A 22,687-nucleotide genomic window follows, 5' to 3' on the forward strand; every position below is an offset into this window, starting at 1 on the left:
AGTGTTATTGTGGCTGGTGCGCAGATTTTAATAAATCATTTACGGTTTTAACTGGATTAAAAGTTATCAATGGGACCTGAACAAATACAGTTAGCCATTTTTCCATAGCTCCGTTCCATAGTCCAGGCAATTCGTATGCTTTTATTTTTTTATCCAGTATGGTTTTCTCTACTATAAAGCCACTATTGTGATCAACAAATTGTGTCAGGTCAAATTTCTCGTTTTTATAATTTTTTATGCCGCAAACTAAATCGACCGGATTGAAATGCGTAGCGCTCTCCAGAATTTTCTGTTGATGTGTATTTGTTAAATCTACCTGAGAGCTTTCTACAATTTGTAACGAAAGGTTTCCTTTTTCATCTCTTACCCAGAATGGTCCACCTCCTGGTTCTCCTTCATTTTTTACCATTCCGCAAACACGAATAGGTTTGTTTAAAGCCTCTTTTATTTTTGCTATTTTATTTTCGAATGAAAAAGCATGAAAATCATCACTTATTTTGGTGTTTAGTTTCTCTTTCAAAAACAAAATGATTTCGTCAATATTTTCCTGTTCTATTTTATGGGTTTCAATCTCATTTAAATAGGTGAATATTTGTTGCTGTAATTCTATCAGAATACCGGCCAGGCCTTTCTTATACAATGCTATTTTTTCAAGGTTGTTTTGAATAACATTGTCAATGTTTTTTATAAAAATAATATCAGCATCCAGATTGTTTAAATTTTCTATCAAGGCACCATGGCCACCAGGTCTGAAAGCTAATTCTCCTTCTGTGCTTCTAAACGGACTATTATCCGGATTTACAGCGATACTATCGGTCTTTTTATTTTGAAAGGAGTAACTAACATCTATTGTTGTGCCAGATTGTTTTTCAATGGAAGCTTTAAAAGTGTCTACGATGTTTTCAAATTGGCTTTGATGTGTTTCGGAAATCGTAAAATGCAAATGGGAATGGCTGTTCGAACTGGCATAATAGGCAGATTCAAACAAATGTTCTTCCAAAGCAGTCGCAATATGGTTTTCGTATTTATGGAAAGGAAGTACGGCTTTGGGTTTGTTGGCAAAATCAAAGTAATTACTTCCTAAAAGCAATTTGATGAAATAGTAGTTTTTATAATCTCGGGGCAAAGAGTCGAAGTCAGGAAATATTTCTCGTAACTTGGTATCTACAGCCTCAAAAAATGGAAATTTTTCTAAACCAATAATAAAAATAGACAGCTCGCTTTCTTTTTTTCTATTGATGTAGGCGTTTATACTTTCCTTTTTCTTGTCGAATTCATTTAAGAAAACGGTTAGAAACTTAAACATTCGGGTTGCTGCTCCCGAAGCCGGAACGAATTTTTTGATCTTAAAATTCGATTTGTTTGCATCATAAAAAGAGGCTTTCTCTTGGAAATCAGTTTTAGATAATTCTAAAATGCCTTCAGATAACGTGGCTGGGCTGACTAAAATATTTTTAGAAACCCCATTTTGGAAAAATTTTATTTGTTTTTGAATGTTTTCTAATGGAATTCCATGCTCGTGAATTTGTAAAAAATCAAGAGAAGAAAATCCCATCTGCAATGCTATTGTCAAATCTTCAATGATTGCAACTGCTTTTTTTAATCTTGTTTCTTTATTGCCAGAAATGGTTATGAAAGGTTTTCTGTTGTCAATTAAGGACTGTTTGAAAACTTCAAAAACGGTTTCTCTTCCGTCAGGACTGTCTCTTAAGCCATCGTCCTCCCACGGCACGTCTATGTCTGTTAAGAAAAATAAGTCGTATTGGTGGGCACGGGCTGCTTTGTCTAATAATGAATCACAGAAGTTGTAATACAATTCAGAAAAAACCTTTGTTACCAATAAATTAGTGTCGCAAAAAAGATATTTATTAGCGATTTGAGCACTTTCATTCTCTAATTTGGTTTGTCCGTAAGCTATAGGAAGCATATCGTTTATGTCGCAAATGCCGAGGCCGTTATCCAATTTTTCTTGTAGATAATCGCGCGCAAATTCAGGAACCCAAACCGTTTTGTAGTAGTCAGCCAGTTGGGTTGCTAATGTGGTTTTTCCAGTAGATTCTGGGCCAAATATGGCAATTTTTATAATTGGTGAGGCTCCAAGTTTTGAGAGCTGTTTAAGATTTTCTTCCATTCTAAATAGCCAAAAACGGCGATAATTGTAAATATTAGATACTGAAAACTTGTAAAGGTATATCCTTTTGCAAAATATAGTGGAATGGAAATGATGTCTCCAATAATCCAAAAAATCCAATTCTCAATTTTTCTTTTAGCCATGAGCCACATGCCTACAAAAAAGATTCCTGTAATGAATGTGTCGACATAGGCAGACCAAGAGGTAAATTTATCAAAATACTGATAAACTAGAACCACAGAGGTGATTGTAAATATAAAAATTATTACGGCAATTTTTTTCTCTTTATAAGAACTTTCTGCAATCGGAAATTCTACGGTATCTCCTTTTTTTCTGGTCCAATGATACCATCCGTAAATGCTCATTATAAAATAGTATCCGTTGATTATCATATCGCCTAAAAGGCCCCATTTCCAGAGTAAATATACATAAATCGATGTATTTATAATTCCGGTTGGAAATACCAAAATGTTATCTTTTTTGGCGAACCAGACGCTAAGTAAGCCAAAAATAACTGCCGTAATTTCTAAAAATATCTCGAAAGGCGGGTAGTCATTATATTGTGAAAATAAATATTCTATCATTTTTTGAGTTAAAGTTATGCGGCAAGAAACTTAAGTATTAAAAAAATTGTTGTCCTTTTCAAAAGCGGTGCCAATTATTACTAAATCAGCTCCGGAATCATAGGCGTTTTGAATGCCTTGTAAATCTATAATTCCCCCGCCAATTAGTAAAGGGATTTCAATATTTTTTGAGACTTTTTTTATCATTTGTAGAGGAACAGCTTGTTTTGCACCGCTCCCTGCTTCCAGATAAATTAATTTATTGCCAAGCATCTCGCCAGCTTGTGCAGTTGCCAGGACTAAATCAGTATTATTTCGGTCTAATGGTTTGGTTTTACTGATCCTTTCTACCGCGGTTTCGGTGCCGCTTTCTATAAGGAGGTAACCCGTTGAAATGATTTCGAGCTGGGTTTGTTTTAAAATGGGAGCTGCCTTTACCTGATGTTCAATTAAATAGTCTGGGTTTCGGCCTGAAAGTAATGACAGAAATAAAATCGCATCAGCTTCATTTGAGATTTGAGAAGGATTTCCTGGGAATAAAACTATTGGTAAAAGACATTCTTGTTTAATCGCAATAATTAATTCGTTAATTATATTGTTTTCTACATGGCTTCCGCCAATGAAGATGTGGGTGGCTGGTGATTGATTGATTTTTGAGATTAATTCAGCGATATTTTCCAGAACTATTTTATCCGGATCTAATAATATTGCCAATAATTTTTTGTTTTCCAATTTGGCTTGGAGTAATTGACTGTATATCTTTTGCTTCATAGTGAGCGTAAAAATAAAAGTTTTTTGACGGTTATGAACTATTTTGAATCAATTCTATGATTAATTCTACGATTTGGTTTTGGTTTCTGTAATTTTATGGTATGAAAAAAACAATTGAAAACCGGGAAGATATAAGTTTGCTTGTCCATTCTTTTTATGCAAAAATTAGAGCAGACAAAGAAATTGGTTTCTTTTTTAATGACACAATACAAAATTGGGATGAGCATCTGGAAAAGCTGACGGATTTTTGGGAGACTAATTTATTTGCAGTACGAAAGTACGATGGAAACCCAATTGCTGCTCATAATGAAGTTGACAAGCGTTTTGGTCATCGGATTTCACCTAAGGAATTTGGTATTTGGCTGAATTTATGGTTTGAAACTTTAGACGAACTTTTTGAAGGGGAAAATGTAGCTATTCTAAAGAGAAGAGCTAGGAAGATGAGTACTTTTCTGTATATGAATATTTTTGAAAATCGGCAAAAAGAATAATTCTGGTTAGGTCAACTGCTAAGGGTTAAGAACTTTAGTTAGAAAGAATACTGAAAGCTAATTTTCAAACGCATAAACAAGAGTGAAATAGTTTTTGCCCTGCTCACTATCGTTGGAGTCTATTTCTTTAAAATATATTTTAAAGTCCTTTACCAAGCCGTCAAAGTGAAGTTCAGCAATTGCTTGTGCGTCGTCTATTTCGAAAGGATTGACTTTTATGTGATCTTTAAAACTGATTCCTTTTTCATTTCTAATTTTAAAAATAGCTTCTTTGGCACCCCATTTTACCGTTAATTTCTTGATGTAATCTTGATGTCCAAAACTTTTTAAACGATTTAATTCTTTTTCGTTTATAAATTTATCGGCGATACGAATGATTTTGTCTCTTTGGAGTTCGATGTCGATGCCTACAGTTTCATCACTGATTATAATCGCTGAAAAATTATGTGAATGGGTTATAGAAATGTGTTTGTCTCCGTTAAGATGTGGTTTGCCATACTGATCGTAGGACAAATCCCAATCAGTATAACCCGCTTCCTGAAGTAATTTACGAACGCTGAGAAAAGCGCGTTGGTGCATTTCGGATTTCATTCCGTTAAGCCGAATCGTATTGGTGTCGTTTAAAACCACTTGTCCGAATAATTCCTCGAAGGTTTCGGTGATTTTCCAAACGAGGATTTGGGAAGTAGTTGCTGCCTTTCGCGAGAGATTTATGGTCTTGTAAAGTGGCATTTTGTTATGTTTTTTGATTTTTTAGCCCCGGTAGCAGCGGCATCCTTTTTTCTCGCTTTTTTGCGGGGAAAAAGATATAGCGAATAACGGGATTAGCTCCAGAAAAAAATTATTTAGTTAATGTTCAAAAGATTAGCAAATTAAACAATTCATAAATCTTTTCGAAAATAGTTAAATTCAAAAAGTTATTACGTAAATTTGCAAAAATTTTACAATACAAATATACTATAAATGAGTACTACAACTATGCCTTTTGTGGCTTACAAAGTTAAAGACATTTCTCTAGCGGCTTGGGGAAGAAAAGAAATTGAATTAGCAGAAGCTGAAATGCCAGGTTTAATGGCGCTTCGTGCTGAATACAAAGATGAACAACCACTTGCTGGTGCTCGTATTGCAGGATGTTTGCACATGACTATTCAAACTGCAGTATTGATCGAAACTTTGATCGCTCTTGGTGCTGAGGTGACTTGGAGTTCTTGTAATATTTTCTCTACTCAAGATCAGGCTGCTGCTGCAATTGCTGCTGCAGGAATTCAAGTTTATGCTTGGAAAGGTTTGAACGAAGTTGATTTTGATTGGTGTATTGAGCAAACATTATTCTTTGGTGAAGACAGAAAACCATTGAACATGATTCTTGATGACGGTGGAGATTTGACTAATATGGTTATTGATCGTTACCCAGAATTGGTTGCTGGAATTAAAGGATTGTCTGAAGAAACTACAACTGGTGTTCATAGATTATATGAAAGGGTAAAAGCTGGAACATTACCGATGCCTGCTATCAATGTAAATGACTCAGTTACGAAATCGAAATTTGACAATAAATACGGTTGTAAAGAAAGTGCTGTTGATGCGGTTCGTCGTGCTACTGATATCATGTTGGCAGGAAAAAGAGTAATCGTTTGTGGATACGGTGATGTTGGAAAAGGGACTGCTGCTTCTTTCAGAGGTGCTGGTTCTATTGTTACTGTTACTGAAATTGATCCAATTTGTGCTTTACAAGCTGCAATGGATGGTTTTGAAGTTAAAAAATTAAACACAGTTGTTGGTAATGCTGATATCATCATCACTACAACAGGAAATAAAGATATTGTTTTGGGAAGCCATTTCGAACAAATGAAAGACAAAACTATCGTTTGTAACATTGGGCATTTTGATAACGAAATTGACATGGCTTGGTTGAATAAAAACCACGGTGCTTCAAAAATCGAAATCAAACCACAAGTTGATAAATATACTATTGCTGGAAAAGACATCATCATTTTGGCTGAAGGTCGTTTAGTAAACCTAGGTTGTGCTACAGGTCACCCAAGTTTTGTAATGAGTAACTCATTTACGAATCAAACTTTGGCTCAAATCGAATTGTGGAAAAACAGCGCGGCATACAACAATGACGTGTATATGTTACCAAAACATTTAGATGAAAAAGTTGCCATGTTACACTTAGCTAAATTAGGCGTTGAATTGGAAACATTACGTGATGATCAGGCAGCTTACATTGGAGTTGAAGTTCAAGGTCCTTTCAAACCAGAATACTACAGATACTAATCTGAAATTAGATTTTTAGATTATTGGATTTTTAGAACCCTTGCAGTGATGTGAGGGTTTTTTTTTGGAGTGATCCTGTTGATCTGTTAAGCAATTATCTCATTGAAATAGCCTTGTTGTAATTTGAGGGGTCTCAACAGAGTTAAGAAGTTGATGTTGTTATGTGAATTTTTCGTTTTAACTTTTAATTTGTAGCTGTTGGACTAATTATATTTCTTATTTTTAATGTGAATTTTTATACCTCTTCTTATGAAACGGTCATGAAGGTGTCAAATTATAAAAAGTGAATTTTTGCTGAATTGTGAATTAAATTTAATTGATTTAAACAGATATCCAATGATGTTAGCTCCGAAAACAACTATTTATTTTTTTATTCTCTTCTTTTTTTTAGTAGTTCCTCAAATGAATTTTGCACAGGAAAAAAAGCCTAAAGTGGTTTTGGTTTTAAGCGGAGGTGGAGCAAAAGGAATTGCGCATATTCCGCTTTTGCAAGCTTTAGATTCGTTAAAAATAGTGCCAGACCTTATTGTCGGAAATAGTATGGGTAGTGTGGTTGGTGGTTTGTATGCAATGGGGTATTCGGGAGACAGCATTGCGAATATTGCATTAAATGCAGACTGGGATGAACTTCTTGGAGGGAGTATTTCTCTAACTAGTGTCAGTGCTGAAGAAAAAAGCGAATTTGATCGTTATTTGATTGGTTTAAATTTGGCTGAAGGTAAGCCAATGGTCAGTTCTTCTTTGCTGAATGATCAAAGTTTGAGAGAGTTTTTATCCTCTTTGACTTATCCGGTTTATAATATAAATAATTTTGATAAACTTTCAATACCCTACAGAGCAATAGCGACTGATATAGTAAATGGTAAAGAGATTATTCTGAGTAGTGGTTCGTTAAATGTCGCCATGCGGGCGAGTATGTCGATTCCCGGTGTTTTTCAACCTGTTCCGTATGAAAAAACATTGTTGGTGGATGGAGGAGTGCTTAACAATTTTCCGACGGATGTCGCTCAAAATATGGGGGCCGATATTATTATAGGAAGTGATGTTGGTGGTGGTATGGCGCCAATTGAAAGATTGAATAATATTGGAACCATTCTTTTTCAGACAGGAATGCTTGCCAGCAATATAAAAAATCCGGAAAATCAAAAGCGTTGTGATATTTTGTTTGACCACATACCTAATTTAACCTATTCAACCAGTGATTTCAAAAAGGGTAGAGAAATATACAGGGAGGGTAAAATAGCAACCGCACAAAATTTAGATATGTTAGTTGCTTTGGCAGAGAAATTAAAGGGCTATAGTCAAAGGACTCATAAACTACCGGAAGTAAAAAATGAATTTGTTGTTGATACTATTGTTTTCAAAGGTGTAAGTGATGCGAACCTTGACCTTGTCAAAGCCAGAACTAATATCAAGCCTCATGAAGCGCATACTACAGTAGAATTAATTAATGGTGTTAACAGGGCTATAGGGACCAATTTGTTTAGTCAGATAACCTATAATCCTTTTATTACCGACGAAGGTAAATTAGGTGTTCAATTTAATGGATTTGAATATTCAAAAAACCAGGTAAAGGGATCGTTGCATTATGATACTTATAGGGGAGTTGGGCTTATTCTTAATTATACGGGCAGAAATATTTTGGGTGATGCTTCTCGTTTTCTTGTAAGTATTGATGCAGCCGAACAACCTAGATTTCGTGTACAGTACCAGAAAATTTTTGGAAAAGAAAGAACGTGGTGGTGGAGATCGGAAGTCTATGGCGAGAGATTAGTACAAGAGGTGTTTGTAGATGGCGATCTTGTAGATAATATGAGATACCGTTCTTTTCAGTTTGATAATCAAATAAACAAAAATTTAAATTCTTTAAAAAGTTATGTCGGTATCGGTCTAAACTATCAATACACTAATCTAAAGCCTAAAAACAATCCTGAGTTTAATGAAAATATATATTTGTTGAATAGTTATTACTTCAATAATATAGAGTTAAATGGTCAATATTTATACAATAGTATGAATGAAGGTTTTTATGCTACAAGTGGAACTTATTTTCAGGCAAACATTAGTAGGTCGTTGCTGCATGAAGTTGACTTTATGTATTCTGATGAATCGCTTGCGCCTGTTAAAGGGGCTACTAATGGTTTTACTAAATTTGGTTTGAATATTGAAAAGAGATTTCCTTTTGACAAGAAAATTATAGGGATTATTGATGCTGCGGCGTGTTTTATTTTTGAAGATAAACGGGATTCTGATGATATCTCCTTTACGGAATTTGGCTATGCTGCCAAATATTTTTTAGGAGGGAATTTATTAAATCCGAGTAATAATAGTTCTGTTTTTGCAGGCTTGCATGATGATGAGTTGAACTTAAATCAATTTATGAAACTTAGTCTTAGTGTGCAAACGAATCCTATCGACAAATTATATCTAACGCCTCATTTCAATATTGCTTCCATTGGGTTTAATGATTTTGACGACTATATAAAAGATGCTTTTTCTCCAGATGGGAACTGGCAGAAGCGAATTGAAACCAGTCTTTTGATGTCTGGAGGGGCAACAGTTTCTTATAAAACCTTTTTAGGTCCTGTCAATTTTGATACATCCTGGGTAAATGACATTAATAAAGTCAGAGTGTTTTTTAGCGTCGGAATGATGTTTAATCCGTCTAAGTAGAATAATTACTTTGGAGCTTATTTAAAGCTTGTAAAAGCTGATTGGAGAGGGTGATTGGTGGTTTGAAATAGCTGCTGAAGGAAAATGAAAATAGCGGATAGTAAAAATGGCAGAAACTTCCACTTGGAGGGTTGATTTATTTTTTCTAATTTTATTTTATACAATTGATAAGTGCATTTTAAAAATTAATCATTAAAGCAGTTAAGTATGGATCGTAAAAACATTCAAAATTCTGGACAAGCTCGGTTATTTGAAAATAAGTATTTAGAGATGCTTACTAAAACGGATCCTTTGATTATTTGGGGAGTATATATTCCAATCTTAGCATATGTCTTGTATAAAGCCCATGTTGCATTTCTTTTGCCTGTAAGTACAATTATTTTGTTGTTTGTGTCAGGAATGTTGTATTGGACTTTGTTTGAGTATCTAGCACATCGATTTGTTTTTCATTGGATTAGTGATAATATAAAGGTTAAAAAAATAGCCTATGTTCTACATGGGAATCATCATGAATTTCCTCGTGACAGACAGCGTTTGTTTATGCCACTGGTGCCTAGTTTACTGTTGTCGACTTCGCTTTTTGGAATTCATTATTTATTTTTATGGGATTATAATTGGGCTTTCTTTCCGGGTTTTATTTTTGGTTATCTATTGTATGCTTCTACGCATTATGCCATCCATGCCTTTGAGCCTCCTTTTGATTTCATGAAGCCCTTATGGAGAAATCATCAAATGCATCATTATAGAAATGAGCATCTCGGTTTTGGTGTAAGTAATACTTTTTGGGATAAAGTTTTTCAGACTACTTTTGATTTAAAAAAACACAAAGAGGATCCTGAGAAGGCAAAAGAATTAAAATTTTAATAACCGGCCTAAGTAAAGCAGATGTGGAATCTGTGTAGAACGCCAAAGCTTAATTATAAAACTGCAGCCAAAATAAAGCTGCGGTTTTTTTATGCCTTTAAATTAAATAAATATAAAGCTTAGCTTGATTTTCGGTTGGGAAAGTACACTGTGTGATTTATATAGTAAACAAAAAACCCGCTTCTTGCGAAACGGGTTTTGTAATAATATAAGTCGTACAGATTATGCTTCGAATGGAAGGATAGAAACGTATGATTTATTATCTCTTTTCTTTTGGAACTTAACAACTCCATCAACTTTTGCATGTAAAGTGTGATCTTTACTGATGTAAACGTTTTCACCTGGATTATGTTTAGAACCTCTTTGTCTTACGATGATGTTCCCAGCAATAGCAGCTTGACCACCAAAAATCTTAACACCTAAACGTTTTGATTCTGATTCTCTACCATTCTTAGAACTACCGACACCTTTCTTGTGAGCCATGACGTATTAGTTTTATTTTGTTATTATTCTTGAGTATCTTCTTTTTTAGCTTTTGGAGCTTTTTTTACTTTAGGAGCTGGCGCTTCTTCTGTAGTTGCTTCAACTGCTGCTTTTTTTGGAGCTGCTTTTTTAGCTGTTCCAGATGCAGTAATACCTTCAATTACAATTTGAGTAAGATATTGTCTGTGACCATTTCTCTTTTTGTATCCTTTTCTTCTTTTCTTTTTGAAAATGATAACTTTGTCTCCTTTTAAGTGTTGTAACACTTTAGCTTCTACTGAAGCACCTTCTATAGCTGGGGCGCCTAAAGTTACATTTCCATTATCATCTAATAAAAGAACTTTGTCAAAAGAAACTTTTGAACCTTCTTCATTAGCCAAACGGTGAACATAAACCTTTAAGTCTTTGCTTACTTTGAACTGTTGCCCTGCTATCTCTACGATTGCATACATACTGAATTGTTTTAATAATTTTTAAGGTTGCAAATATACAATTAAATATTTATCCTGCAATCCCTTATGTGAAAAAATACTTTAGCTGTTTTTTTGTTTGTTTTTCAGTGTGTTATCTTTTCTTAAAATCGTGTTTATCAGGTCTAAATTTGTTAAAATTAACCGAAAATTTTAAACATCAGATAATCATGATTAAAAAGAAGGTATTTTTGGAGTATAAATATTTTTCGTTTTTATCTATTGCAAATAGAAATTTATTAATCCGTATGAAAAAATTAATGATGATGTTAAGTACTGCGTTTATGCTGGGAGGGGTTGCTTCGGCTCAAAAAATTGCTTTCGAAGAATATGATTTAGATAATGGCTTACATGTTATATTGCATAACGATCCATCGGCGCCCGTAGTTGTTACTTCTGTAATGTATCATGTGGGTTCCAAAGATGAAACACCGGACAGGACGGGATTTGCCCATTTCTTTGAACATCTCCTGTTCGAAGGGACTGAAAATATCAAAAGAGGTGAATGGATGAAGATCGTTACATCGAATGGTGGCATAAACAACGCCAACACTTCTGACGATCGTACTTATTATTACGAAGTGTTTCCCTCCAATAATTTAGAATTAGCACTTTGGATGGAATCCGAAAGACTAATGCATCCGGTGATTAACGAAATAGGAGTGGAAACCCAAAACGGAGTTATCAAAGAAGAAAAAAGAAGCCGTTATGACAATCAGGCTTATGGAAATATTCTTCCGGTAGTCAAAGAAAATATGTTTAAGAATCATCCTTATCGATGGTCCACTATTGGTTCCATGGAACATTTGGATGCGGCTACTTTGGCAGAGTTTCAGGCTTTTAATGCAAAGTTCTATGTTCCCAATAATGCGGTGTTGGTTGTGGCTGGTGATTTTGAGAAGAATAAAGCAAAAGAGTGGATTCAGAAATATTTTGGTCCTATAGAAAAAGGAATGCCGCTGAAAAAGCAATCTTTCGTTGAAGAACCTATAACACAAACCATCAAAGCGAGCTACGAAGATCCAAATATTCAAATACCAATGGTTGTAGCTTCTTACAGGACGCCTTCGATGAAAACAAGAGATGCCAGAGTCTTGGATTTAATCTCATCTTATTTAAGTGACGGAAAAAGTTCTAAATTATATAAGAAAATAGTTGATGATAAAAAAATGGCTTTTCAAATAGACGCAGTTGGTTTTAGCCAGGAGGATTATGGTATGTACATATTGTATGGATTGCCAATGGATGGCTTTACTTCTGCAGATTTGATAAAAGAAGTTGACGAGGAAATTGTGAAAATTCAGACTGAATTGATTTCTGAGAAAGATTTTCAAAAATTAAAAAATACGTTTGACAATCGTTTTGTAAATAAGAATGCCAATTTAGAAGGAATTGCAGAAAATTTAGCTACTTATTATTTGCTTTATGGGGATATCGATTTGATTAATACTGAAATTGATCTTTTGAATTCTATTACACGTGAAGAGATAAGAGAGGTGGCCAAAAAATATTTGAATCCTAATCAAAGACTTATTTTAGATTATGTTCCTGTGGCAACCCCAGGAAATTAAGACATTTTCAATTATGAAAAAAACAATTATTCTAGTATTCATTTTGTTCGTAACAGGAATTATGCAGGCACAAAACCGTCCCCAACCCAAACCTGGAGCTTCTCCAGTCGTAAATATAAAAAAACCGCAAACCTTTGTTTTAGAAAATGGTTTGAAGGTTATGATTGTTGAAAATCATAAATTACCCAGAGTAACTTTTAATCTGGCCTTAGATAATGCGCCTTTTCCGGAAGGAAATAAAAAAGGAGTTGATGAATTATGCAATAACATGATCGGTAACGGAAATGTGAAAATTGCTAAAGATGCCTTTAATGAAGAGATTGATTTTTTGGGAGCCAATATTAACTTTAGTTCACAAGGTGCTTATGCCAGTTCGCTTTCTAAATATTCAGGAAGAATTTTAGAGCTCATGGCTTATGGAGCTTTGCATCCAAAATTCACTCAGGAAGAGTTTGATAAAGAAAAAGCTAAATTGCTGGAAGGGCTTAAGGCTCAGGAGAAAAATGTTCCTGCAATTGCGAACAGAGTGGTCGATGCGCTTGCTTTTGGTAAAAATCATCCTTCAGGTGAATATGTGACGGAAGAAACGCTTAAAAATGTCAGTCTTGCGGATGTGGAAGCTAATTATAAAAATTATTTTGTACCTGAAAATGCATATTTAGTGATTATAGGTGATATTAAGTATAAGGACGTAAGACCTATCGTTGAAAATTTGTTTGGATCTTGGAAAAAAAGAAGTGCTCCAAAATTAACGTATCCAAATCCACAAAATGCGCCATTTACCCAGGTTAATTTTGTTGATGTTCCCAATGCCGTGCAATCTGAAATTTCATTAGTCAATACCTTGAATTTAAAGATGAGTGATGCTGATTTTTTTCCGGCAGTTATTGCGACGTATATACTTGGAGGAGATTACAGCAGTTATCTGAACATGAATTTAAGAGAAAAACACGGTTGGACATACGGAGCCAATGCGGTCATCGGTTCCGGTAAATATGTGACGAAATTGAGGTCGGCTTCCGCGGTTAAAAGTGCTGTTACTGATAGTGCCGTGGTAGAATTTATCAAAGAGATTAAAAAAATTAGAACCGAGAAAGTATCTGTAGAATTACTTAATGATGTCAAAGCTGGTTATATTGGACGATTCGTAATGCAAGTCGAAAAACCGCAAGCTATAGCGCGATATGCTTTAAATATAGAAACCGAAGATCTTCCGGCAGATTTTTATGAAAATTATATCAAAACGATTAATGCGGTAACACCAGAAGATGTGCTTCGAGCTGCCAATAAATATTTTCTTTTAGACAATACAAGGATTATTATTGCCGGTAAAGGTTCGGAAGTTATTCCTGGATTGGAAAAACTAAAAATCCCGATGTTTTATTTCGATAATTACGGGAATCCGGTAGAAAAGCCAATTTATAAGTAAGTAATAAATACTCTATAAACAAATAAAGACTGTCTTTTTGGGCAGTCTTTTTTTTTGTTAGGTAAATAATTGAAGCCTATTATATCTTCGTCTATTTACGGCTTCTTAGCAGATAGATAAACTCCAACTAATATGATGAATGCTCCAATAAACTGAATGGGTGTGAGCATTTCGTTGTCTAATAATCCCCAAAAGAAAGCAACTACAGGAATTAGATAGGTTACTGAAGTGGCGAATACCGGAGAGGACATTTGAATTAATTTAAAGAATAGAATGTTGGCAATTCCAGTTCCTACAACGCCCAAAATCATGATGAAAAATACCGATTGCTGTACTTCTTTGAGATGCACTGTGTCGAAAAATCCTGAGAAAAATAAAATAAGTGATGCCGGAAAAAGCAGCACCAAAAAATTACCGGTAGTGATGCTCAGTGGGGTCAAATCGTGCAGGTGTTTTTTGATGAGGTTCACATTGGTTGCATAACAGATGGAAGCAATTAATACCAAAATAGCATAATAATAATTTTGTTCCGGATGATGGATGGCGCCATTCAAAATCAATAAAGCGCTTCCGATTAAACCAATCAGAACTCCAAAAATCTGATTTCTTCTGAAACTCAATCCAAAAAATAGACCTCCCAAAATTAAGGTGTTTAATGGGGTTAGCGAGTTTAAGATGGAACTTACGGAACTGTCGATTTGGGTTTGGGCAATAGCAAAAAGGTAGGCAGGAATAAATGTCCCGAACATGGATGTCAATGCAATGAATTTCCATTGGTGGCGAGGAATTTTTGCCAGTGTTTTAAAGCCAATCAGTAATAAAAAAAAGGCCGCAAATATAATTCGTAAAGAGCCTAATTGAAAAGCAGTGAGTCCTATTAATCCTTTTTTTATCAATATAAATGAACTTCCCCAGACTAAGGAAAGAATTACCAGATACACCCATTTCAATTGTTTTGAAAACATAAATCGTATTTTGCGCCAAAATTGTAATTATTTTATGAATTTACAGACCTTTTTTTAATTAATTTTGCTTTGCTTTAAAAAATGAATTAATTTAAATCAAAACATAATGAATTTCACAAAATCAATAGCAGCCTTAGCGATAGCAAGTCTTTTGTTTGTAGGTTGTAAAGAAAAAACGGAAGAAACTGTAGTGAAGTCTGAAACAGAAGTTGCTACGCCAAAAGTAGAAAAGAAAATTGCCGCTGAGAATGTTCAAAAAGCCAGTTTTAAGATAGAAGGAATGACTTGTGCTATGGGTTGTGCCAAAACTATTGAAGAAGAATTGTCTGGATTGGAAGGTGTTCAGGAAGCAAAAGTTGACTTTGATAAAAAATCAGCTACAGTGACTTTTGATAAAACGGTTCAAACACCAGAAAAACTGACTGAGGTGGTTCAGGCTACAGGAGATGGTAAAACATACAAGGTTAAAGATATGAAGTCATAAATTGACTTTTAGATTTTTTATTAAAAAAGTATTCTTTTAACGAGAATGCTTTTTTTTTTTTGACCATACAAGAGATTGAAGTTCATTTTTATAAAGCTCAGAATCTGATTCAGAGGATTTATCGAGATCAAATATCTTATTATAATTAGATTGTTTTTAATATTTCAATAAATTTCTGGTCTGGTTATTTCCAGTTTAAAGTTTCCATCAATCGCTGCATGTCATTTTTAATATAACTGGCAGCCGGCATAATGGAGTCGTAATTGGGTTTTGCATAGAAATAAACCGATCCGGTAATAAAATGTTTGGTGCTGTCAGTCACGTAAAATTGCGAATTAGTGGCTGCGTTTCCGTCTACCTGATAGAACATACCGTAGACTTTTTTGTTGGGATTCAAATATGGCTGCTCTAATATATCATCCGCTTTTATTACGTGTTCATAGGTTAATTTTTGAGCGTCACGCAATAAAGTATTGATGTTGTTATTGACCGGTTTGTAAGTCAGGTAAATAGTGGCTTTCATTTTTGGATATGAAATAGCAAACCCGCAATCTTGCTCTCCTTTGATAATCGCTTCTGAATTCATCTCAAAAGTAAACGGACATTCGTTTTTGAAATTTACATATTTAGCCTCTGGATAATCCAATCTTAAACGACTTGATGGTTTGGGTAAAACATCATCTTTACAGCTGAAAACTGAAAATAATACTATGAAAAGTATAGTAGTGGTAAGGTTTTTTGTAGGCATTTTATTCTATTGTTACTTTTATTTGTTTGATTCTTTTTTTGTCAACTGTCTCTATTGTAAAGAGGCAATTCTCAAAAATGATTTTCTGATCTTTTTTCGGGAAATTACCTAGAATTTCGAGAATAAATCCTGCTAATGTTTCAGCTTCGCCTTTTTTAAGGTCAAATAGCTCTTCATCTACAGTTATAACCCTGTAGAAATCTTTGAGGTTTATTTTGGCCTCAAAAAGATAATTCTTATTGTCGATTTTAGTGTAGTTTAGTTGTTCTCCATCAAATTCATCACTAATGTCGCCCACGATTTCCTCGATGACATCTTCAAGGGAAACCAAACCAGAAGTTCCTCCGTACTCATCGACAACTATGGCCAAATGACTTTTCATGTTTTGAAAATCTTTAAGGAGGTTGTCCAGTTTTTTATTCTCCGGAACAAAAAATGGAGTCCTGATCAACGGTTTCCAATCAAAATCATTGGTGTTAATATGAGGAAGTAAATCCTTTACAAACAAAACACCTTCTATCTGGTCAATATTGTCCCGGTACACCGGAATTCTGGAGAAGCCCTTTTCAATAATTTTTGGACAGATTATATCAAATGGTTCGTCTATTTCTAGGGCAAAGATATCAATTCTTGGGCTCATCACCTGTTTGGTGTCTGTATTTCCAAAAGAAACAATCCCTTCCAAAATTTTTTGCTCCTCGTATGAGGTTTCATCCGAGTCGGTCAGTTCTAAGGCTTGTGATAATTGATCGACTGAAAAGTTCGTTTTTTGTTTTCCCAGTTTGTTGTGAAAATAGATTGTGGCTGCCCGCATAGGTAAACTTACCGGTGAAAGTATTTTGTCAAGAAACGCTATCGGATAGGCAATTTGTCGGGCGAATTTTATATTGTTTCGGCTGGCATATACTTTGGGAAGTACCTCGCCAAATAACAAAATCAAAAAGGTAACTACAATAACTTCCAGCATGAATTTTAAAATAGGGGAAGTTACCTCTGCAAATAATTCTTTGCCAACAAAGGAGAATAAAATGACCACTCCTATATTTATGAAATTGTTGGCGACAAGAAGAGTGGCTAATAATTTTTTTGGTTTTTCTAAAAGATCAGCAATGATTTTTCCTTTTGAATCATTTTCCTGAATGGTTTCGTCTATGTCTTTTTGTGATAAAGAGAAAAACGCTATTTCTGCACCTGAAACTAATGCGGAACAAAACAGCAGGGCAAATATTCCGATAAAACCAAATACTATTGTAGTATCTAAAGTGTGTGCTAAATTTATACTGGGCTCTGGGTCCAAATTAAAAGAGATTAGTTAAACAATTAGAACGGCAAGTCATTGATAGGTAAGTCGTTATTTTGTGGTTCAAAGGTAGTGTTTTTTGATGATTCCGAATTAGTCTGTTTGTTGTTTTCAGAATCCTTCTTTGTTGATAAAAAAGTAAATTCGGTGACTTGAATTTCGGAGGTGTGTTTTGTAGTGCCGTCTTCCCCTTGCCATTGGCGAGATTTTATTCGGCCTTCGATGTATATTTTATCACCTTTTGAAAGATGTTTTTCGCAAATTTCGGCGGCTTTATTTCGTACTACTAAGTTGTGCCACTCTGTAGAGGTTATTTTTTCATTGGTCGTTTTGTTGATGTATATCTCGTGAGTAGCCAGTTGAAATCTTCCTATGCAATTCCCTCCGTCAAAATAGTGCATCTTGACATCGTCACCAAGATAACCTATAAGCATAACTTTATTTAATGTTCCGTTCATTGTTTTAGAGTGGTATTTAAATCAAAGATACATTTTTTTGGAAACACAAATTTAATTCGTTTCAATAAAATTGTGAATCACGATTGGGAAGGGAAAGGTTTTTAAGGTGGCAGAGTCAACGCCGTTTTCAATTGTTCCTTTAATAGTTACTTTCCAAAATTTAATGTGTAAATGTTGATGTGATAATTTATGAATAATGCTTTTTTCGTTGAGTAGACCTATGCTAAGGATGTTGTTCTTTTTGAAAAAATCATCTTGTATGTTTTTGGAGACAAAATCAAAATCTTTTGTTTCATTAGTTTCGATTAAAGGAAACTCGTATAGATTGTGCCAAATTCCTTTATCGGTTCTTTTCTGGATTAATGTATTGTTGTGGTCATCAGAAACAACCAGATAATTGAAAAAACGATTTCTTACTTTTAACTTTTTCGACTTTACAGGTAATTGGTCGACTTTGTTTTTTTGTAAAGCGGCACAACTTTCGTTAAAAATACAGATGCTGCAATTTGGGTTTTTTGGAACGCATTGCAAAGCGCCGAACTCCATAATGGCCTGATTGAAAATAGCGGGATTGTCTTTGGGGATTAATTCGAGAGCCAGGGTAGCGAATTCTTTTTTGGCGGAAGCCTGCGCGATATCGGTTTCAATGTCGAAATAACGAGAAAGAACCCGAAATACATTTCCATCAACCACCGGAACTACTTCATTGTAAGAAAAAGAGGCGATTGCGGCGGCGGTATATTCTCCAATTCCTTTTAGTTTTAATAATTCTTTATAGGTGGCAGGGAAATTTCCTGATAATTCATAAGCGACATGCTGGGCCGTTTTGTGTAAATTACGAGCACGGGAATAATAGCCCAAACCTTGCCATAGTTTTAAGACTTGTTCTTCACTGGCATTGGCCAAATCGAAAACGGTTGGGAAGGAGCTCGTAAAGGAAAGAAAATAAGGTGTTCCCTGCGCTACTCGAGTCTGTTGAAGCATGATTTCAGAGAGCCAAATCGGGTACGGATCGGTGGTATTTCGCCATGGTAAATCGCGTTTATTTTGTAAATACCATTTTATCAACAGGTTAGAAAAGATCATTATTAATTATTTGTTCGCAAAAGTAAAAGTTTATGTAATTAAAATTTAATGAATTAGCTTGAATTATTGTTTTTTTAATTCATATATTTGCAAACTCAAAAAAATAGTACAACAATATAAATAGGAAAGAAAATGACGAAAGCAGATATCGTAGCGAAGATTTCAGAAAAATTAGGTCTTGAAAAAGGAGATGTTCAAGCAACTGTGGAGACCTTTATGAATGAAGTAAAAACTTCATTAGAAACTGGAGACAATGTATATTTAAGAGGCTTTGGAAGCTTTATCGTGAAAACTAGAGCTGAAAAAACAGGAAGAAATATTTCCAAAAACACAACAATCAAAATTCCAGCACACAACATTCCTGCATTCAAACCAGCAAAAGTTTTTGTAGAAGGAGTGAAAATAAACAACGAAGCAAAATAATACTATTAATTAATCATAAAATCTACAAGATATGCCAAGTGGTAAAAAAAGAAAGAGACATAAGGTAGCAACGCACAAACGCAAAAAAAGAGCGAGAGCTAACCGTCACAAAAAGAAAAAGTAGTTTTAAACTACTTTTTTCTTTTTAACCGTTCATTGAAATCGAAAATTAGTAATCAGTATTCAGTTCTTAGTATTCAGTTAACTCCGAATCTAACACTGCAAACTGCCAGCTGATTTTCACCGGGTTCAATACCTGTTAAAATATTGTTTAATCCATCCTTACAATTCAGTTATGAGTTATAAGTTATGAGTTATGAGTTGTAAAAACTGAAAACTGAAAACTGAAAACTGAAAACTAAAAAGTTCGGATAAAAATTTACAGTGTGAATAAAGAATTAATCATCCGATCTAGTTCTGAAGCCGTAGATTTTGCCTTATTAAAAGATGGAAAACTAATTGAATTACACAAAGAAGAAGAAAAAAGCAACTTTCAAGTAGGTGATATTTTTATCGCCAAAATACGAAAACCTGTTGCCGGATTAAATGCTGCTTTTGTAAATGTAGGCTTCGAAAAAGATGCTTTTTTACATTATCACGATTTAGGTCCTAATTTATCTTCCCAACTGAAATTCATAAAACTTGTAAGCGCAGGTAAATTAAAAGATTTCTCCCTAAAAACCTTTCAGTTTGAAAAAGAAATAGACAAGGATGGTACTATTACTGATGTATTAAGTGCCAATCAATCTGTTTTAGTACAAGTCGTCAAAGAGCCTATATCGACCAAGGGTCCAAGAATTAGCGCTGAGCTTTCTCTTGCCGGAAGATTTATAGTTTTGGTTCCTTTTTCTGATCGTGTTTCTATTTCTCAAAAAATAGAAGACAAAAAAGAAAAGGATCGTTTGAAACGATTAGTACAATCCATCAAGCCAAAAGGATTTGGTGTTATTGTTCGCACAGTAGCCGAAGGCAAAAATACAGCCGAATTAGAAAAAGATTTGCAGAACCTGCTCAGCAGATGGACTGCAATGTGTAAAAAATTACCAACTGCTCATCATCCGTCCAAAGTATTGGGAGAGCTCAACAGAGCTTCATCCATATTGAGAGACGTGTTTAATGATACCTTTAGCGGTATTCAAATAGATGATGAAGAGTTGTACAACCAAACGAAGGATTATCTGCAAGAAATTGCACCATCCAAACAATCCATTGTTAAGTTTTATCAATCAAAAGACACACCTATTTTTGAGAAATACAACATAGAGAGACAAATCAAAACCTCCTTTGGGAAAACGGTTTCCATGAGTAAAGGGGCATATCTTATTATCGAACATACTGAAGCATTGCATGTTATAGACGTGAATAGCGGAAATCGTTCAAATAAGGCCACTAATCAGGAAGATACCGCCATGGAAGTGAATATGATCGCTGCCGCCGAAATAGCAAGACAATTGCGTCTTCGTGATATGGGTGGTATTATCGTAATCGATTTTATCGATATGTCAAATCCCGAAAATCGTAAAGTCTTGTTCGACTTCTTGAGAGAAGAAATGAGCGATGATAAAGCGAAACACAAAATCTTACCTCCAAGCAAATTTGGATTAGTTCAAATTACCAGACAAAGAGTAAGACCAGAAGTAAATATTAAAACTAGAGAAGAAGATCCAAACAATGAGCATGGCGAAATTGAAGCGCCAATACTGATCATTGATAAAATTGCTTCCGATTTAGAAAGAGTTTTAAAAGCCCACAATGAAGTTGTTCTTAATGTACATCCATTTGTGGCTGCATACCTTACCAAAGGTTTTCCATCAATACGTTCAAAGTGGTTCTTTGAACATAAAAAATGGGTGAAAATCATACCTCGTGACGCTTACACGTATTTAGAATATCATTTCTATGATAAAAAAGAAAATGCTATTATAGAATAGATTCAGAATAAAATAAAACCGCCTTTCGTGAGATTGGCGGTTTTTTTATGTCTTTTTTTTAGGAGCTTTTTCCAGCTGTTCGTTGCAAACGAAGTTCACTGAACTCCTACGAAAATAAATATTAAGTGAAGTAATCTTTTCTTTTTTAAAGAAAAAAAGAAAAGGATTTTCACTACAAACGAAGTTTACTGAACTCCTATGGAAAATAAATATTAAGTGAAGTAATCTGGGCTAGGACATTCGTTTTCAATAGAGACTTATAGTTTATTAATCCAACTCATATTCCAGTCGAACCGTTATTCTTGCTGTTTTGTTTTTGCTCTCGGTATCATTAATTCCACCATAACTATCCTCTTCTGTGGAGCCTTGTCCCGTTATCTGAAAAACGCCCATGCTGGCAGTCTTTAGTTTTCCAATGGCCCCATTTGCGGTATTCACAATTTTATTAGCGCGTTCACTGGCATCTTTGGTAGCTTTTTCTATTAAACTTTGTTTTAAAGTAGGCAAACCGGAATAGGTGTATTGCATAGAATTAGAAGTTAGCTCAATTCCGGAATTAATTAATTCCGAAGTTTTACTGGAAACTGATTCTATCCGTTTCATCAAATCAGGATTTTTCTTGGCTATAAATACAATAGACTGTGTGGCTTGATATCCGTCAAATATTTGTTCGTATTTTTTGTCGTATTGGTTCTCGGAATTTTCGATGGTAATTTGGCGGTATTTTTTTTGAAAATTTACTGCGCCGAAACTAAATTCTGAAGGCTTAAACCCCTTGTTTATAAAAAAAGCTGAAACTATTTTCTGGTCGGATATGATTTTATTGTAGGCTTCTTTGATATCCATGTTAGCAGCGGTGAAACTGCCGGACCATAAAATTTCATCTGATACAAAATCCTTTGTTCCTAGACCGATTACCGATATCGAATCCAGGTTTTTATTTCTGTTTTGAAAAGAATTACCCAATATCCAAGCCGTAATAATTATCGCAAGAGAAATAATTATTGATGATTTCAATTTGTCTTCCATAAAATTAAGAATTAGTTTTATGTAGTAAATGTAAGTAATTTTTTATACTGAACTCGAAATATTATTTCCTTCTCGCTGCAAAAAAACGTTTCATTAAGTCCGATGCTTCCTCTGCCAAAACTCCTCGAACAACGGTAGTTTTTGGGTGTAATTGTGTCCCCATTTTTGTAAAGCCCCGATTTTCATCACTGGCGCCAAAAACGATTTTCGAAATTTGGCTCCAATACAAAGCGCCGGCACACATCTGGCAAGGTTCTAAAGTAACATAAAGAGTACAGCCTATCAAATATTTTCCACCCAGAAAGTTTGCTGCAGCAGTTATCGTCTGCATTTCGGCATGTGCAGTAACATCATTCAGCATTTCGGTTAAATTATGACCTCTGGCGATGACCTTATTATCTATGACGATAACGGCTCCAACAGGAATTTCACCTTTATCAAAAGCTATTTCAGCTTCCTGTAAGGCCTTTTTCATAAAGTATTCGTCGGTGAAAGGATTTATCATAGTTACAAAAATAAGAATTCAATTCGTACATT

22 protein-coding genes are annotated in these 22,687 nt (G+C 34.6%); 9 read left to right on the forward strand and 13 right to left on the reverse strand.

Features of this window, described 5'->3' with window-relative positions; all coding sequences use genetic code 11:
- Positions 1 to 4 precede the first annotated feature (4 nt).
- The 3 genes from ABEB23_RS13710 to ABEB23_RS13720 are packed head-to-tail and all read right to left on the reverse strand — an operon-like array spanning position 5 to position 3,465.
- Complete coding sequence (locus ABEB23_RS13710; protein WP_348813177.1) at positions 5 to 2,131, reverse strand: DUF4301 family protein; 2,127 nt, start codon at positions 2,129 to 2,131, stop codon at positions 5 to 7.
- Positions 2,080 to 2,715 (reverse strand): nicotinamide riboside transporter PnuC, encoded by a 636-nt coding sequence (gene pnuC / locus ABEB23_RS13715; RefSeq protein WP_348813178.1) that lies wholly within the window; start codon positions 2,713 to 2,715, stop codon positions 2,080 to 2,082. Before pnuC ends, ABEB23_RS13710 begins: the two co-directional genes overlap by 52 nt.
- 30 nt (positions 2,716 to 2,745) lie before the next feature.
- A complete protein-coding gene (locus ABEB23_RS13720; RefSeq protein ID WP_348813179.1) occupies positions 2,746 to 3,465 on the reverse strand; it encodes a phosphoglycerol geranylgeranyltransferase in 720 nt (239 codons plus the stop codon).
- Between the two features lie 101 nt (positions 3,466 to 3,566).
- Here ABEB23_RS13720 and ABEB23_RS13725 point away from each other — a divergent pair, with 101 nt between their 5' ends.
- Positions 3,567 to 3,956 carry a group III truncated hemoglobin gene (locus ABEB23_RS13725; protein WP_348813180.1) on the forward strand — a complete coding sequence of 130 codons (390 nt, stop codon included), beginning with the start codon at positions 3,567 to 3,569 and terminating at the stop codon, positions 3,954 to 3,956.
- Positions 3,957 to 4,013: 57 nt separating this feature from the next.
- Here the strand turns inward: ABEB23_RS13725 and ABEB23_RS13730 are convergent, their stop codons facing one another.
- The gene (locus ABEB23_RS13730) at positions 4,014 to 4,688 is read right to left on the reverse strand and encodes a 4'-phosphopantetheinyl transferase family protein (RefSeq protein WP_348813181.1); all 675 of its coding nucleotides are present in this window, start codon (positions 4,686 to 4,688) and stop codon (positions 4,014 to 4,016) included.
- Positions 4,689 to 4,919: 231 nt separating this feature from the next.
- Between ABEB23_RS13730 and ahcY the strand changes: the two genes are divergently transcribed.
- From ahcY to ABEB23_RS13745, 3 genes are all read left to right on the forward strand, one after another.
- The gene (ahcY, locus tag ABEB23_RS13735; protein WP_348813182.1) at positions 4,920 to 6,236 is read left to right on the forward strand and encodes an adenosylhomocysteinase; all 1,317 of its coding nucleotides are present in this window, start codon (positions 4,920 to 4,922) and stop codon (positions 6,234 to 6,236) included.
- A gap of 336 nt (positions 6,237 to 6,572) precedes the next feature.
- Positions 6,573 to 8,909 carry a patatin-like phospholipase family protein gene (locus ABEB23_RS13740; protein WP_348813183.1) on the forward strand — a complete coding sequence of 779 codons (2,337 nt, stop codon included), beginning with the start codon at positions 6,573 to 6,575 and terminating at the stop codon, positions 8,907 to 8,909.
- Positions 8,910 to 9,116: 207 nt separating this feature from the next.
- Positions 9,117 to 9,773, forward strand: a complete 657-nt coding sequence (locus tag ABEB23_RS13745; RefSeq protein ID WP_348813184.1) for a sterol desaturase family protein — start codon at positions 9,117 to 9,119, stop codon at positions 9,771 to 9,773.
- Between the two features lie 222 nt (positions 9,774 to 9,995).
- Here ABEB23_RS13745 and rpmA read toward each other — a convergent pair whose 3' ends face one another.
- Together rpmA and rplU are read right to left on the reverse strand one after the other, a co-directional pair.
- Complete coding sequence (gene rpmA, locus ABEB23_RS13750) at positions 9,996 to 10,256, reverse strand: 50S ribosomal protein L27 (protein ID WP_025539465.1); 261 nt, start codon at positions 10,254 to 10,256, stop codon at positions 9,996 to 9,998.
- Between the two features lie 23 nt (positions 10,257 to 10,279).
- Complete coding sequence (rplU, locus tag ABEB23_RS13755) at positions 10,280 to 10,708, reverse strand: 50S ribosomal protein L21 (RefSeq protein WP_348813185.1); 429 nt, start codon at positions 10,706 to 10,708, stop codon at positions 10,280 to 10,282.
- A gap of 266 nt (positions 10,709 to 10,974) precedes the next feature.
- Here rplU and ABEB23_RS13760 point away from each other — a divergent pair, with 266 nt between their 5' ends.
- Complete coding sequence (locus ABEB23_RS13760) at positions 10,975 to 12,297, forward strand: M16 family metallopeptidase (protein ID WP_348813186.1); 1,323 nt, start codon at positions 10,975 to 10,977, stop codon at positions 12,295 to 12,297.
- A gap of 13 nt (positions 12,298 to 12,310) precedes the next feature.
- Positions 12,311 to 13,726: a M16 family metallopeptidase gene (locus ABEB23_RS13765; protein ID WP_348813187.1), complete on the forward strand. Its 1,416-nt coding sequence runs from the start codon at positions 12,311 to 12,313 to the stop codon at positions 13,724 to 13,726.
- Positions 13,727 to 13,821: 95 nt separating this feature from the next.
- Here the strand turns inward: ABEB23_RS13765 and ABEB23_RS13770 are convergent, their stop codons facing one another.
- Positions 13,822 to 14,691 (reverse strand): DMT family transporter, encoded by an 870-nt coding sequence (locus tag ABEB23_RS13770; RefSeq protein ID WP_348813188.1) that lies wholly within the window; start codon positions 14,689 to 14,691, stop codon positions 13,822 to 13,824.
- 106 nt (positions 14,692 to 14,797) lie between these two features.
- Between ABEB23_RS13770 and ABEB23_RS13775 the strand changes: the two genes are divergently transcribed.
- Positions 14,798 to 15,175 (forward strand): heavy-metal-associated domain-containing protein, encoded by a 378-nt coding sequence (locus tag ABEB23_RS13775; protein ID WP_348813189.1) that lies wholly within the window; start codon positions 14,798 to 14,800, stop codon positions 15,173 to 15,175.
- Between the two features lie 184 nt (positions 15,176 to 15,359).
- Here ABEB23_RS13775 and gldD read toward each other — a convergent pair whose 3' ends face one another.
- Genes gldD through mutY form a run of 4 tightly spaced genes read right to left on the reverse strand, consistent with a single transcriptional unit; the run spans position 15,360 to position 18,767 of the window.
- Positions 15,360 to 15,923, reverse strand: a complete 564-nt coding sequence (gene gldD, locus ABEB23_RS13780) for a gliding motility lipoprotein GldD (protein ID WP_348813190.1) — start codon at positions 15,921 to 15,923, stop codon at positions 15,360 to 15,362.
- A 1-nt stretch (position 15,924) separates the two neighbouring features.
- Entirely contained in the window at positions 15,925 to 17,220 is a 1,296-nt protein-coding gene (locus ABEB23_RS13785) for a gliding motility-associated protein GldE (protein WP_348813191.1), read from the reverse strand.
- A gap of 23 nt (positions 17,221 to 17,243) precedes the next feature.
- A complete protein-coding gene (locus ABEB23_RS13790; protein ID WP_348813192.1) occupies positions 17,244 to 17,681 on the reverse strand; it encodes a single-stranded DNA-binding protein in 438 nt (145 codons plus the stop codon).
- 51 nt (positions 17,682 to 17,732) lie between these two features.
- Positions 17,733 to 18,767: an A/G-specific adenine glycosylase gene (mutY, locus tag ABEB23_RS13795; protein WP_348813193.1), complete on the reverse strand. Its 1,035-nt coding sequence runs from the start codon at positions 18,765 to 18,767 to the stop codon at positions 17,733 to 17,735.
- A gap of 132 nt (positions 18,768 to 18,899) precedes the next feature.
- Here mutY and ABEB23_RS13800 point away from each other — a divergent pair, with 132 nt between their 5' ends.
- Positions 18,900 to 19,190: an HU family DNA-binding protein gene (locus ABEB23_RS13800; RefSeq protein WP_039112429.1), complete on the forward strand. Its 291-nt coding sequence runs from the start codon at positions 18,900 to 18,902 to the stop codon at positions 19,188 to 19,190.
- 386 nt (positions 19,191 to 19,576) lie between these two features.
- Complete coding sequence (locus tag ABEB23_RS13805) at positions 19,577 to 21,121, forward strand: Rne/Rng family ribonuclease (RefSeq protein ID WP_348813194.1); 1,545 nt, start codon at positions 19,577 to 19,579, stop codon at positions 21,119 to 21,121.
- Positions 21,122 to 21,388: 267 nt separating this feature from the next.
- On the opposite strand, the gene ABEB23_RS13810 is transcribed toward ABEB23_RS13805, so the two are convergent.
- Together ABEB23_RS13810 and ABEB23_RS13815 are read right to left on the reverse strand one after the other, a co-directional pair.
- Positions 21,389 to 22,150 carry an SIMPL domain-containing protein gene (locus ABEB23_RS13810; protein WP_348813195.1) on the reverse strand — a complete coding sequence of 254 codons (762 nt, stop codon included), beginning with the start codon at positions 22,148 to 22,150 and terminating at the stop codon, positions 21,389 to 21,391.
- Positions 22,151 to 22,211: 61 nt separating this feature from the next.
- Positions 22,212 to 22,655 (reverse strand): nucleoside deaminase, encoded by a 444-nt coding sequence (locus ABEB23_RS13815; protein WP_348813196.1) that lies wholly within the window; start codon positions 22,653 to 22,655, stop codon positions 22,212 to 22,214.
- Between the last annotated feature and the right edge of the window lie 32 nt (positions 22,656 to 22,687).

The organism is Flavobacterium maritimum (genome assembly GCF_040049085.1).
Taxonomy (GTDB): Bacteria; Bacteroidota; Bacteroidia; order Flavobacteriales; family Flavobacteriaceae; genus Flavobacterium; species Flavobacterium maritimum.